Below are 13,517 nucleotides of genomic sequence, written 5' to 3'. Positions count from 1 at the left end.
GTGAGATAATTGGAGCGTCCGAGCTTCAAGGGTTACATGAAGATACTCGTGCTGGACCTCCTCAGGGAGCCGAGGCACGGATACGGGATAATGGCCGAGCTGGAGAACCTCTACGGGATAAAGCTGAGCGCTGGTACGGTTTACCCAATACTATCCTCCCTCAAGAGAAACGGGCTAATAGAAGTTGCCGACACCGGGAGCAGGGACAGAAAAACCTACCTAATAACCGAAAAGGGCAGGACGTACCTGGCGGAGCATGAGGAGGAACTCAGGGAGATAAAGGCGAGAATGCGCGCCTACAAGGCATTCCTTGAGCTGGGAGGCGACGAGCTGAGGGCGGCATTCAGGGAGCTCTTTGAGTCGATGGATGAACTGACTGACGAGCAGAGGGAGAGGATCAGAGAGCTATTCACCGGCTGTGCGAAGGAACTTAGGTTGATTCTACTTGGAGGTGGACGGTATGAACGCGATTGAGGTTGAGAACCTGGTGAAGAAGTACGGGGATTTTGAAGCCGTTAAAGGAATATCGTTCAACGTGAGACAGGGCGAGATATTTGCCTTTCTGGGTCCCAACGGGGCCGGGAAGACCACAACCGTCCACGTCCTCACTACGCTGTTGAAGCCGACCGCTGGAAGGGCCATAGTTGCTGGCCATGACGTCGTTAAGGAACCGATAGCGGTTAGGAAGAAGATAGGCATAGTCTTTCAGGACCCGAGCGTTGATAGAGAGCTTACCGCCTACGAGAACATGCTCATCCACGGCAAGATATACGGCCTGGGTGGAAATGAGCTGAAGGAGAAGATAGAACGCCTCCTCAAGTTCGTCGAGCTCTGGGAGTTCAGAGACAGGCCAGTCAAGACCTTCTCCGGCGGAATGCAGCGCAGGCTTGAGATAGCCCGCTCGCTGCTCCACGAGCCCGAAATCCTCTTCCTCGACGAGCCGACGATAGGCCTCGACCCGCAGACTAGGGCCCACATCTGGGACTACATAAGGGCCATGAAGGAAGAGCACAACATGACGATTTTCCTCACCACGCACTACATGGACGAGGCGGAGCAGCTGGCCGACAGGATAGCCATAATGGACCACGGGAAGATAATCGCAGAGGGAACGGCGGAGGAGCTGAAGAAGCTCGTGGGCAACGACATAATCTACCTGAAGCTCCAGAGTCCGAGGGAGGAGCTCAAGTGCCTCAAGGCTGACTTCATCAAGGGCTGCAAGATGCTCCCGGACGGTAGGATACGGCTCGACGTGGACAACGCCGCCGAAGCCCTTCCAAGGCTCTTCGAGCTGGCAAAGGAGACGGACATCAAAATCCTCGAGGTCACATATCACCGGCCGACGCTCAACGACGTCTTCCTGCATCTGACCGGCAGGGAAATCAGGGACGAAGGCGGCGAGGGGAACGTGGCGAAGATGATAATGAAGGCGAGGATGAGGAGGTGATGGCATGCAGGTCTTTCTCACGATGATATACCGCGAGCTGAAGAGGTTTTCCCGCTCCCGTGCCAGGGTCATCGGGAGCATAATCAATCCTCTCATCTGGCTCATATTCTTCGGAAAGGGCTGGAGCGGGGTCTTCAACAACCCCATGGCGGCCCCGATATTCGGTGGCGTCGACTACATGACGTACCTCGTGCCGGGTATAATCGCCATGACGGTCTTCAACATGAGCTTCATGCAGGGTATAACCCTCATCTGGGACAAGCAGTTCGGCTTCCTGAAGGAGATTCTTGTCGCCCCCGCGAGCAGAACGGAAGCGATACTCGGCAGAATCACCGGTGGCGCTTTGATGGCCATGATACAGGGCGTCATAATCCTAGCGCTCAGCTTTGCCCTCGCCGACCTCAAGGTGAGCGGAATCCTTCCGGCGCTAGGCCTCAGCTTCCTGGTGGGCCTCGCCATAGCGGGCATGGGGGTTGCAATAGCCCTCAAGATGAGCAGCATGGAAGGCTTCCAGATGATCGTCATGATGATAATGCTTCCCATGACGTTCCTCAGCGGGGCCTTCTACCCGATAAAGACGATGCCGGAGTGGATGCAGTGGCTGGCCAAGGTGAACCCGCTGACCTACGCGGTCGACGGCTCCAGGTATTACCTTGCCGGAGTCGAGCCGACGTTTGGAATCGTTACAGACTGGGTCGTTCTCATCGGCCTTGCCGCGCTGTTCGCCGGAATCGCGGCGCTGGGCTTCAGAAAGGCGACGATAGACTGAGGTGATGAAAGATGAAAAAGCGGGTCTTGACTATGCTCTGCGTGGCCCTCGCGGGTCTCATATTCATCCCCACCGTCTTTTTCAACCAGCCGCTCTTTGCCCTGGCGGGGGCGTTCTTCGACTGGCTGCCCCTGCCGACGGGCTGGATGAAATCCGGAGGCGAAATCAACAGAACCTTCCTCAAACTTCACGTGGCGGTGACGCTCGTAGCCTACGCGATATTCGTTGGATGGCTCATCACCGGGACGGCCACGGTGGGCTTCGCCTTCCTCGAGGTCTGGTGGGTGGCGGTAATCTTCGGCGTGCTGATGGGCTACTGAAGTTTTCATTTTCGGTCGAAATCTTTTTAACTTTTGGGCGTTTTAATAATCCGGAGGAACATGAACGGTGAGGTTCTTCCCGCCATAGCGCTCGCGGTTGGCGTCCCATTCTTCGGCATCTACCCAGCCTACCTCTTCCGAAAGGGACGGCTCTCACTGGAATCCCTGCTAGTCTACCTGGCCTTCACGGCATGGGCCGTCATGGTGGCCCTCGGGGCAATCCTTGACAACGGCTTCCTCCTAATCGGCTCCTTCGTTGTCATGCTTCTCACCGCTGGACTCGCGATTGCGTTTCGACGGGAGATGCTGAGGGACGCCTACTCGGTAGAGATTTCTCCGGATGAACCGCTCAGGCTCCGCTGGCTGGTGGCGCTCAATCCATCGTTTTGGATATGGCTCGCGTATCGCTACGGGACAACGCTGGCGGCCATCCTCAACGTCCTCACGACCTATCTGATAGTCATTGGAACCCTCGCCTTGCTGAATCACCTCATCGGCGGCACCTTCCCCCTGAAATCCTTCGCGGTGCTCTATGCGGTTATCATGGTTTTTCAGTTCAGGGGTGTGTACAGGAGGCTCTACGAGAAAACCAGAATTGAGTGAACTCGATAGCCTTAAATTCCGAAGCGCGTAGGAAAGACCGGGGGTTCGATGGCGGAAGGGGCCGAAGCGGGCGGAGAAGTCTCTAAACGGGAGGAGCTGGAGGAGCTCGAAGAGGCACTGAGCGTGGCAGACCACGTCCACAAGGTCTTCGTGATGGCGCTCATAGTCTCCACCATACTTTCGGGGGTTATATGGATCTACGAGAGGGCCGTTCATTCGAAGGCAGTTCCGATTCCCCTCGAGATACAGGCGATGGTGGTTTTCCTCGTGGCCTTCGCCGCGACCTTCTACATAACAAACGCGAGAAAGATGAGGCACGGCTACGCCATCACCGGGGCCGTTCTGCTGTTCCTGGCCCTCTGGGGCGTTGAAACTGTTCTCAGCAGGGTCGAATCGGCGGAGGAAAGGATACTGATAGTCTCATCCCTCATCCTTGGAATCATAGGGCACGTTCTCTACTCGAACAGAAAACTGATGGAAAGGGTCGAGTGGCTCCTGATGCTGCTCCTTGGGGGCATCATAATCGCCGTGCTCCTGGTCTGGCTGTTCACCCTTTGAGCAGGTCTTTAAAGCGTTCGTAGCTCTCCTTGAAGGCCTCCAGGACCGGGAGCTTTTCACCGGCGAAGAAGTTCAGCATCGCGCCGCCGCCTGTGGAGACGTGGCTTATGCCCGTTATGTTGTGCTGGTATATGCTCGCTATCGAGTGGCCTCCCCCGACTATGCTGAAGGCTGGACTCTCTCCTATCGCCCTGAAGACGCCGACGGTGCCCACCGCGAACTCCTCGCGCTCGAAGACGCCCATCGGTCCGTTGGCGACTATTATCTTCGCCCCCATAAGCACCTCGCGGTACTTCTCAATGGTTCTTGAACCTATGTCGAGTATGGGATACTCGTCGAACAGCCATTTCTCCTCGCTCAGCAGATCGACCTCGACACGCTCCCCCTTGTAATCAACGGCGAAATCAACGGGAGTTCTCACGTAGGGATAGAACTCGTTGAGTATCTCCTCGGCCCAGTCCACCAGTTCGAGAAGGCCCTTCCGCTCCATGAACTCGAGGTTAGAGTCGCCGAGATGGAAGCCCTTGGCGAGGGTGAATACGTGACCTACCAGTCCCCCGGTGAGTATGACCTCGGCCCTGCCGTTCCTCAGCACGTTCTCCGCCACGCGGAGGGAGTCGTCAACCTTCGCACCGCCGAGCACGTAGACCCTCGGCTTCTCCTGGGTCTCGTAGGCCTTTGTGAGGGCCTGGACCTCCCTCTCCATGAGGAAGCCCATTATCATGGGTTTCAGCCTTGCGAACCCCACCAGGGAGGGCTGGCTCCTGTGGGCGGCGGCGAAGGCATCGTTCACGACGTAATCGATCAGGGGGGCGAGTTTTCTCACGAAAAACGTCTTCTCGCAATCCTCAATCGGCTTGTATTTGACCTCCTCCGCGGCAAAGCGGAGGTTCTCCAACATAAGGGCCTCGCCGGGTTTTAGGCCTTGTATCTTCTCGCGGGCGTACTTTCCAAAGATGTCCTCAACGTACTCCACTTCCTGGCCGAGCAACCCGCTCAGTATCTCGGCGTGCTGCTCCGTGGTGATGTAGTCCCCCTTGTATGGCTTGCTCTGGTGCGTCCCTATGACGAGTTTGGCCCCGTGCTCGAGGAGGTATATTATCGTCGGGAGAACCGCTCTAAACCTGGCGTCGCTGATTATCCTTCCGTCCTTGACGGGAGAGTTGAGATCGGCCCTCAGAAACACTGTCCTGTTGTGATAGCTGAAGTCCGTGAGCCTGAACATTCCATCACCACACCGGTGTTAAATTCCTCCCGTTAAAAACTTATTTTGAACACTTCGGGTGATAATGAATTTTCGGGGGAAAGAGATTTATAAAATGAGGTTCAAAAATATTCCAGTGTCTGATTTCGCTTTCATAGGTGAGAATGATGCCGTGGACTCAGGATATAATAATGCTGGCACCTGAGGACGTTCTCATTGAAAACGTAATCGAACTGCTCAAGAGAATGGGTTTCAGGGACTACGAAAAGGTCGCGAGCAAGAAGGACTGGGGAATAGACATCGTGGCCATAAGGGACGACCCAATAGCCGGTATGGAGAAGCTGGTCATAGCCGTTCACAGGAAGGGGCTCGCTTCATCGCGCGACGTCAACGTCTTCGCCGGGCTCGTGGACAAGTACAAGGCGGACAAGGGCATACTCATCTCGACCGCTGGCTTCACCAAGGACGCCAAGGTTCTCATCTCGCGGGAGCACCGGGGAAGGATAATCCCCTGGGATGGTGAGAAGCTCATCTCGCTCTTCCACAACTATTCGCTTGAGCCACCGGAGGAGCTCCTCAAGATGGCCGAGAGCGCCAAGAAGAAATCCGAGAAAAAGAGCCCCCTGAATGAGTTCGAGCTCGATGCTCCCCTCCTCTACGAGTTCTCCGCCCAGGATGTGTTCAAGAAGGTCGCCTCCTTTGCCTCATCCAAGTACCCGATCAAGCCCTCTGAGATGAGCCTCCAGGCCCTCTCCGTGACGCTCTCCAGCGCCTACATATTCTCCTGGTCCGTTGAGGGAGGGGAGGAGAAGGACAAGGCGGTGGTGTTCTCGGGGCAGGACATAGTCCTTCGCGCAACCGAGGACAAGAGGCTCAGCGTCCCGGTGACCAAGGCACTCCTCAACGATGCCTCCTCCATTCAGGCGACCGAGAGGTACATCGAGGTTCCGATAAGCCCGAGCGAGGCGGTTCTGATACTCAAGGAACGGGCCGCCAGGGAACTGGGCGTCGCCGAGGGAAAGGTCTCAATCCACGAGCGGAAGAAGGTCTACGTTCCGAAGCTCGCCAAGCTCGACCTCAAGGTTGGTGAGAACACCGCGAAGGCCACCGTCAACCTGGAGAGCGGCAAGGTCGAGTTCGAGATAAGCCCTCTCCCGGACGAGTACTTCGTCGGAAAGACCGAGGAGATAGTCCTCAAACAGACAGGTGAGGAAGTGCTAGAAAAGGAGCTGAAGAGGGACAAGGGCAAGGTGAAGATATCCGGTAGAACCAAGAGCTTCTCCTTCGAAATGACCTTCAACGAGTACACCGGGAAGCCCCTCAGCCTCGAGGCCCTGCTGAGCGACGAGGCGCTGGACGAACTCCTGAGGAAGGCCTACCCGAGCGGGAAAGTTATGAACCTCGAGAAGGGCAAGAAGGTTGCCGTTGCCGATATCCTGCTCGACGACGGCATAGCAGTCCTCGAGGTTGACCTAACCACCGGAAAGCACTCCGAAGTTAGGAAGCTTCCGTCCCCGCAGGAGGCCTTCAAAAACGCCAAGGAAGTCATAGAGGGCAACTTCCCGCTCAGGGACCTTGAGATGAGCTCGTACCGCGTTCTGGAGCACAAGTACCTCGAGCTGACCCTTGAGAGCCCCGATGGCAAGGCAGTAGTTAAGGTGGACGGCGCCACGGGCGACGTTCTGGACTACCTCGTCGAGATAACCCCCGAGCGTGCCAAGGAGCTGGTGGCCGAGAGGTATCCAGACTTTGAGATAACTTCCGTTGAAGGAAAGGAGGCGGAGTACGTACTCAAGGCCGAGAACGAAAGGCACGTGGTCACAATACGGCTCAGCAAGGACGGCAAGCTCGTTGAGGAGGTTGACCGTGTCCTCAGGAAGGAGCTGGCAGAGAAGATAGCCCTGGAGCGCGCGAGGGAGATCGATGAGGAGGCCGGTATCGACTCAATCTCCCTGAACGAAAACTGGGAGGTCGAGTTCGCCGGCAAGACGAAGATTGGAACGCTGGTCCTCCACAGGGCCACAGGGGAGGTTCTCGAGGAGAACGTGCGCTTCACGGAGATGGCGATAGAGGCCATGTACCACGAGCACCTGAGGATGGCCTTTGGAGAGAAGGAGGTCAAGACCGAGAGGCTGACCCACTACAAGGATAAGGGATACATAACCATCAAGGTCTCCGGCGCCGAGAGGTTCTACTACGCGCGGATAGACACCAGAACGGGGAAAATAATAAGCGAGGACACGGCACCCATGAAGGGAATAACGGCGAAGCTGAAGCAGATTCAGCTGGAGAGCAAATACAAGTGACTAGGTCATCAGCATGTTCTCTATCATTTTTATGGCTTCCACTATCTTCCTCTCTGGCTTTTCCTCGTTCTTCGGTATCTCCAGGTTTATGACGAGCCTCTCCTCCTTGCTGTCCTCGAAGTCGTAGACCTCAAGCTCCTCGACCTCGACGTCCTCGAAGATGCTCTCTATCTCCGGGCTGATTATCTTCTTGTCGTTGCCGTAGACCTCGACGCGCACAACGTCCTCCGTCGTCGAGGCTATGACTATTATCTCGTACGCACCGACCTTTTTGGTGAAGCGGAGGACGCTTCCGTAGCCCTCGACCTCCTCCTTGAAGCCGAGCTGGTGCATGGTGCTCCTTATGGCCTCGGTCTTGCTCTTTATCCTGTTCAGAATCCTCTCGCGGAGCTTGTAGCTCTCCTGGAGGGCCTTCTTTATCCCCTCCCCGGCATCCTCGATCGTGCCCTCCCAGATGCCAATGACCTTGATACCCGATGAGGTTGGTTTGAGCTCTATCTTGATTGAGTCTATATCGAAGTCTCGCAGGTCGTCTATTTTAAGCTCGCTCAGCGTGAGGATATCGAATTCCATCCTCACGATGTTGCCGAAGGCCTTGCCCTTGAACTTCACCTTCATCACCATGGTGGGCTTATGGCGACGGTTTAAAAACTCTTCCATCTGGGTGATGCGCGACGTTACAAAAAATGGAGGGGAGGAGGGCTTTCACTTCCTTCTCCTGAGGAAGGCCGGGATAAGCGCTATGGCTACCAGAGCAGCGGGGCCGCAGACACCCTTGCCCTCCGACGGGCTGCTGGTGGTGGTTGTCGCGGATGCGTGCTCGTAGGTGGTCTCGGCTGTGTTGCCGTAGAAGTCCTCAACGACCACCTTCAGGGTGAATTCTGAGGAGTTCACCGTGAACTGGCTGAAGTAGTTGCCCTTGACGTCCCACGGGTTGGTGGAGAACGCCGGGTACGTTGCCACGACCTTCCCGTTCTCGATGACCTCAACCTTGGCGCTCTTTATTCCGACGTTGTCGTTGGCGTCGAAGAAGACCTTGATAAGCGTTCCCGGCTTCGGCTTCCTTGGTGAGATGTAGCCGAACTCGACGGTCGGCTTCTGGGTGTCCTTCTCCTTGACGACCGCCAGCTGACTCTCACCTTCAGGCACGGTGACGTTCAGCAGCATGTAGTAATTGCCTCCTATCTCCCTCTCCGCGATGACCTTGTAGGTTATGGTGGTCGCGTCGGGGTCAACCTTGGCGCCCTCGGGTATCTGAACCACGAGGGGACCGCTGACGGCTTTACCCAGGTCGTTGAAGAAGTGAACCGCGCTTCCATCCTCACCGTTCTGCCTGAGGACGACGAACTTCTGGGGAACCGGCAGGGAGCTTATTCCCGGGTGAAGGACGTCCTCCATCTCCGGGAATGCCACCGTTCCGTTGGGATAAACGTATATCACCTGGGAGCCGTACCAGGAGGGAACGTTGTAGTTGTGGGACAGGTCGGCCTTGCTCGGCGGGTTGCTGGTCTTGTCCGGCGCCCCCGTGGTGGTCAGGGTGTAGAACCAGTGCTCGTTCCCGTCCTTGTCGATGTACAGTATCGGCTTGTCGTGGTGTATGTGGCCGGCGAGTATAAGCCTGACGTTGTACTTCTCGACGAGCTGGAGGAAGTACCTTGCTATGTCCTGGTACTGTCCGTCTTTGCCCGCCCAGTCCCAGCTGATGTACTTCATGAGGGCGTTCCAGTCGTTGTCGTCGAAGGCGGTGTAGCCCTTTATAGTGCCGTACTGTCCCTCGTCGGTCTTGTACCAGAACGGGTGGTGGACGAGGACTATGACCGTCTTGTTCGGGTGGGATTTGAGTACGTCCTCCATCCACTGGAGCTGCTCCATCTCGGGATGCCTCTCCTCGCCGCGGCTGTCAAGGCCGATGATGAGGAAGTTCCCGATGACCTCGTAGAAGTACCTGGGGCCGACGTACTTCGAGTAGTAGGTCGGCGGGTGGTCGTGGTTGCCCTTGATGCTTATGAAGGGCATTCCGGCGGCGGTTCCATGGAGGATCGCCAGATCGAAGAGCTGGTAGCCCCTCTTGTCGCCGTTGGTGTCAACGTCGTCGCCGGTGCTTATCATGACGTTTACCTCGCCGCTGTCCACCATGGCGTAGTACGTCATGAAGCTGTCGGTGGCGGTGTAGCTGTGCATCGGTATCGGATCGTCGCAGTACTTAAGTATCTCGGGGATGCTCTTCTGGAAGTACTCCCCGCAGACGAAGCCCATCTTCGAGCCGCTCGTCACGTGGAAATCGCTTCCTTGGGCGATCTTGAGAACCTTCGGGGCCTCCTTCATGACCCAAACGCCGTTCGGAATGGTCACTTCTCCCTTGTCGCTCTTCACGACAAGGAAGTAAACGTCCGGGGCGGCGTCCTCGGGTATCTTTGCCTTAACGACTCCGTTTTCGGTTCCGAGTATCTGAAGGTCGTACGGGCCGTGGAGAATCGAGATTATCTGCAATCCCTGGATTGTAACTCCTTCGGCCGGCTGCACCTCTATCGTGTCTCCGGGGAGGCCGATCGCTGGAACTCCTGGGAGAGGCTTCAGAATTATGTCCCCCGGCGTCACTGTGGTTCCTGCCTTGACTGGGGCCGATAAAACCGCCACGACGGCGAGAAGGGCAACGATTATTGCAATGGCTCTTTTGATGGCCATGGTATCACCAAGAAGAGGTGGTACAACTCAATTATAAGCTTTCCTTCCTACACTGGAAGGAATTTTCATGGGACCCTCTCCAACAGTTCCCTTGCCCACGCCACGATTCTCTCCGCGATTTCCGAGCCTCCCCCGAAACGGAGGTAGAGGCCGTAGTTTTCCTCTATCCTGTCGCCCAGCTTCAGTGCCAGTTCCCTTCTCCCTGCATCGGCGGCAACTATGAGCCGCGTCAGGTCAACGGCCATCTCTATCAGCATGCAGTCCGCCCTGCTGAGGGGCCTGTTCGGGAGGCTTCCGCTTATCTCGCCCTCGGGGGTCACGGAGCACACCAGAATCATAGTCTCCCCAAGCTCGTCCTCGTAGGGCTCTTCGCGGGCATCAACCCTTCCGTAGAATCCGGGTAGTCCTTTGATCCATCTGAATCCATCCACCCCTTCGAACTCAAGGCTCACCGGGAGGTTCAGGCCGAGTTTCACCAGGAGTTCGGCGTCGTTGGTTATCTGTATCGAGGCGTACGGGTGTTCCTTGAGCTCCTCCGCACTCTTCCCGCCGAAGAGCCTGAAGAACAGTCTGTTTCCTCTCCTCACAACGCCCACTGGGGTGACGTTTGACCTCGTGACCAGCAGAACCTCGTAGACCTGCCCCTCCCTGAAGAGCTCGAGCATGAAACCACCAAAGGGAGATAGAAAAAGGGGGATTTAAAGCTGCTGCTTCGGAAGGACGATTATGTCGTCCCTCTCGACGTAGAAGGTTACCTCCTGCAGGGGCCTGAGTCCAGCAACTTCCCTGTCGCTGATGGTTCTTGCGATTATCCTGGTGTCCCCGAAGAGGCCAACGACCTCGATGAAGAAGCCGTAGTACTCGATTAGGTCAACGGTTCCCGTGAAGGAAACTGCATTCTCGGCCGGCTTGAGCTGTATCCTCTCGGGCCTGATGACGATGACAACGTTGTCGCTCTCCTCGGTGTAGTGGAGGCCATCGAGCCTTATGCCCTCGAACTCGACGGTAACCCTGTCACCGTTCCTCTCCACGACCTTGGCCGGGATGACGTTGGTCTTGCCCATGAAGCTCGCCACGAACTCGGTCCTCGGGCTCTCGTATATCTCCTTCGGCGTTCCGACCTGCTCGACGGTTCCGACGTTCATGACTGCAATCCTGTCGCTTATCGCCATCGCCTCCTCCTGGTCGTGGGTGACGTAGATGACGGTAATGCCGAGCTCGCGCTGGATTCTCCTTATCTCCGAACGCATCTCAAGGCGGAGCTTGGCGTCGAGGTTGCTCAGCGGCTCGTCGAGGAGTAGAACCTTCGGTTCGACGACGAGGGCCCTGGCTATCGCGACACGCTGTTGCTGACCACCGGAAAGCTGGGTCGGGTAGCGGTCCTCGAAGCCCTTGAGCTTGACCAGTTCAAGCGCCCACTCCACCTTCTTCCTTATCTCCTCCTTGGAGAGCTTCTTGAGCTTTAGGCCGTAGGCAACGTTGTCGAAGACGGTCATGTGCGGCCAGAGGGCGTAGTTCTGGAAGACGAGCACCGCTCCGCGCTTGCTGGAGGGGAGGTAGGTGACCTCCTCGTCCCCGAAGTAGATGGTTCCGCTGTCCGGGAAGTCCAGGCCGGCTATGATTCTCAGAGTCGTTGACTTTCCACAGCCGCTCGGTCCGAGCAGTGTGAAGAGCTCTCCGGCTTTTATGTGAAGGTCTATCCCCTTAAGGGCAACGGTTTCTCCGAAAGTTTTAACGATGTTTTCAAGCTTGACGTCAACCATCCCAACCACCTCATGTGAGACCTATGAATGAGTACCTCTGCTTGGTTATCACGTTGGCGAGGACTATGGCTATGATCTGCACGGTCATGAGGAAGACACCGAGCGCGGCCGCTAGATTAGCGCTTCCGACGGCGCTCGTCATCAGCTCGACCATTCTGGCGGTTATCGGGTAGTACTCCGGGTTTATTGAACCGAGCGTGATGCCGACGCTGGTCTCGCTCATACAGTAGACGAAGCTCAGCATCGCGCCGCCCAGGAGGTTCAGGAGTATCAGCGGCATGAGGATTCCTGTGAGTGCCTTCCACCTTCCGGCGCCGAGGTTGAGCGCCGCCTCCTCTAGGGACACGTGCACCTGCTGGATTCCGGCGGAGATGGAACGCGCCGCGAAGGGCAGACGCCTTATGGAGTAGGCCAGCACCAGGACCATCGCCGGGTTGAAGCCGAGCAGGTTGGTGGGATCGAGGGGGGTGTCGGGGAACACCTTGGCGAAGAAGAAGAAATAGCTCATGGCTATGACGATACCGGGAACCGCTATCGGGATGGTCGAGAGGCTGTCGAGGACCGGACCGAGCTTGCTCTTCTTGAACCTGCTGGAGGCGTAGGACGCTGTAAGAGAGAGCAGGAGGATGACGATTATCGCCGCCGTCGAATACATGACGCTGTTCATGATGACCCTCTCTATGTCGGGCTGCGTGATGATGCTCTGTATGTGGGCCGTCGTGAAGCCCTGTGGCCACGTTCCGGACCAGCTCTCACTGAAGGCGAGGAGAACCACACCCACCTGCGGGAATATCGAGATGAGGAGCATCGGAATGACGACGAGGTAAATCAAAGCAGCCTGCCAGCCCTTGGGCTTGGCCACGCGCGGCTTCCACCTTCCGCCCTTGCTGAGCATCGCGTACTGGCGCAGGCTGACGTACTTCCTGATGCCGAGGAACATCAGGATGGCGATGGTGAGCATTATGAGCGCGAGGGCCGCCAGCTGTGGACTGCCAACGTTGAAACCGCTCGTGAAGGCGCTGTAAATCTGGAAGGACATGAGCTTCCTGGCGAGCGGGTTGCCCTGGAAGACTATCGGCGCGGCGAGGTCCTCGAGGCTGAAGATGCCGACGAGGGTTGCACCGGCCGCTATTCCCGGAAGGGCAAGCGGGAAGGTGACCGTTCTGAAGAGGTGGAACCTGCTGCTTCCGAGGTTCTCGGCCTGCTCCTCGAGGGTGGGGTCGATGTTTATGAAGCTCGCGTAGGCGTTGAGGTAGACGATGGGGTAGTACGTCATCGCCTGGGCCACTATGACGCCGACCAGGCCGTCGATGACGATCCTGTGCGGGAACAGGTGAAGCATGTCGTAGAACAGCCAGTTGATGAGGCCGTTGGGGAGGAACATCTTCTTGACGATGAAGACGTTGACGAACGGTGTGACTAGGAGGGGAACGAAGAGCAGAATCCTAACGATGTTCTTGCCCGGGAAGTCGTAGCGGGCCATAACGAAGGCGAATACCGTTCCGAGAATCGTCGTCAGTATCATAACGCTTATCGAGACGAGCAGGGAGTTGATGATGACTCCGAAGTCAACGCCCTGAACGTAGTATATCTGCTCTCCGTTGGGCATGGTGATGAGTCTGTAGAACTCTCCCGTTGGTTTGCTGATGTAGTAGTCCGACGTCAGGATGCTGGTGAACCAGTGGAATGAGAAGTGGCCGTTGTACTCGAAGGCCACCGCCAGCATCGTCACCACGGGGATTATCAGGAATGCCACCAGGTAGAGGAGTGGGAACATGAATGACGCTGTCACAACAGGGTCGAAGATTGGCGTTCCAAAGAGATTCTCGCTCCACTTGCTAACCTTCATCGAGCATCAACCT

Annotated in this window: 13 protein-coding genes and 1 pseudogene; 7 read left to right on the top strand and 7 right to left on the bottom strand. The window is 56.7% G+C overall.

The annotated features are described in order from the left end of the window. The first annotated feature begins 9 nt into the window (after window positions 1-9). The 6 genes from CDI07_RS05710 to CDI07_RS05685 are packed head-to-tail and all read left to right on the top strand — an operon-like array spanning window position 10 to window position 3,697. Window positions 10-474, top strand: coding sequence for a PadR family transcriptional regulator (locus CDI07_RS05710; protein ID WP_088180693.1), 465 nt, complete (start codon window positions 10-12; stop codon window positions 472-474). Then, on the top strand, window positions 461-1,447 hold the full coding sequence (locus CDI07_RS05705; protein WP_088180692.1) for an ATP-binding cassette domain-containing protein: 987 nt from the start codon (window positions 461-463) through the stop codon (window positions 1,445-1,447). Before CDI07_RS05710 ends, CDI07_RS05705 begins: the two co-directional genes overlap by 14 nt. 4 nt (window positions 1,448-1,451) lie before the next feature. Continuing rightward, window positions 1,452-2,216 carry an ABC transporter permease gene (locus CDI07_RS05700; protein WP_088180691.1) on the top strand — a complete coding sequence of 255 codons (765 nt, stop codon included), beginning with the start codon at window positions 1,452-1,454 and terminating at the stop codon, window positions 2,214-2,216. A gap of 11 nt (window positions 2,217-2,227) precedes the next feature. Then, a complete protein-coding gene (locus CDI07_RS05695) occupies window positions 2,228-2,536 on the top strand; it encodes a hypothetical protein (protein WP_088180690.1) in 309 nt (102 codons plus the stop codon). 33 nt (window positions 2,537-2,569) lie between these two features. Beyond that, window positions 2,570-3,139, top strand: coding sequence for a hypothetical protein (locus tag CDI07_RS05690; RefSeq protein ID WP_226996538.1), 570 nt, complete (start codon window positions 2,570-2,572; stop codon window positions 3,137-3,139). A gap of 48 nt (window positions 3,140-3,187) precedes the next feature. Beyond that, window positions 3,188-3,697: a hypothetical protein gene (locus tag CDI07_RS05685; RefSeq protein WP_088180688.1), complete on the top strand. Its 510-nt coding sequence runs from the start codon at window positions 3,188-3,190 to the stop codon at window positions 3,695-3,697. On the opposite strand, the gene CDI07_RS05680 is transcribed toward CDI07_RS05685, so the two are convergent. After that, window positions 3,687-4,922: a phosphoglycerate kinase gene (locus CDI07_RS05680; protein WP_088180687.1), complete on the bottom strand. Its 1,236-nt coding sequence runs from the start codon at window positions 4,920-4,922 to the stop codon at window positions 3,687-3,689. The genes CDI07_RS05685 and CDI07_RS05680 overlap by 11 nt on opposite strands. 146 nt (window positions 4,923-5,068) lie before the next feature. Here CDI07_RS05680 and CDI07_RS05675 point away from each other — a divergent pair, with 146 nt between their 5' ends. After that, window positions 5,069-7,207, top strand: coding sequence for a restriction endonuclease (locus tag CDI07_RS05675; RefSeq protein ID WP_088180686.1), 2,139 nt, complete (start codon window positions 5,069-5,071; stop codon window positions 7,205-7,207). On the opposite strand, the gene CDI07_RS05670 is transcribed toward CDI07_RS05675, so the two are convergent. From CDI07_RS05670 to CDI07_RS05650, 6 genes and pseudogenes are all read right to left on the bottom strand, one after another. Next, window positions 7,208-7,831, bottom strand: a complete 624-nt coding sequence (locus CDI07_RS05670) for a hypothetical protein (RefSeq protein ID WP_088180685.1) — start codon at window positions 7,829-7,831, stop codon at window positions 7,208-7,210. It abuts the gene before it with no gap. Window positions 7,832-7,912: 81 nt separating this feature from the next. Then, entirely contained in the window at window positions 7,913-8,374 is a 462-nt protein-coding gene (locus CDI07_RS10240; RefSeq protein ID WP_394335169.1) for a CGP-CTERM sorting domain-containing protein, read from the bottom strand. Between the two features lie 435 nt (window positions 8,375-8,809). Beyond that, a pseudogene (locus CDI07_RS10235) lies at window positions 8,810-9,532 on the bottom strand (metallophosphoesterase family protein); the annotation flags it as partial. A gap of 425 nt (window positions 9,533-9,957) precedes the next feature. Beyond that, the gene (locus CDI07_RS05660) at window positions 9,958-10,557 is read right to left on the bottom strand and encodes a DUF447 domain-containing protein (RefSeq protein WP_088180683.1); all 600 of its coding nucleotides are present in this window, start codon (window positions 10,555-10,557) and stop codon (window positions 9,958-9,960) included. A 33-nt stretch (window positions 10,558-10,590) separates the two neighbouring features. Further along, entirely contained in the window at window positions 10,591-11,655 is a 1,065-nt protein-coding gene (locus tag CDI07_RS05655; RefSeq protein ID WP_088180682.1) for an ABC transporter ATP-binding protein, read from the bottom strand. A gap of 10 nt (window positions 11,656-11,665) precedes the next feature. Then, window positions 11,666-13,504, bottom strand: a complete 1,839-nt coding sequence (locus CDI07_RS05650) for an iron ABC transporter permease (RefSeq protein ID WP_088180681.1) — start codon at window positions 13,502-13,504, stop codon at window positions 11,666-11,668. Window positions 13,505-13,517: the final 13 nt, after the last annotated feature.

Source organism: Thermococcus sp. 5-4 (genome assembly GCF_002197185.1).
Classification (GTDB): Archaea; Methanobacteriota_B; Thermococci; order Thermococcales; family Thermococcaceae; genus Thermococcus; species Thermococcus radiotolerans.
The sequence above is the reverse complement of the archived record's forward strand: the minus strand, read 5'-3'. Positions and strand labels throughout refer to the sequence as shown.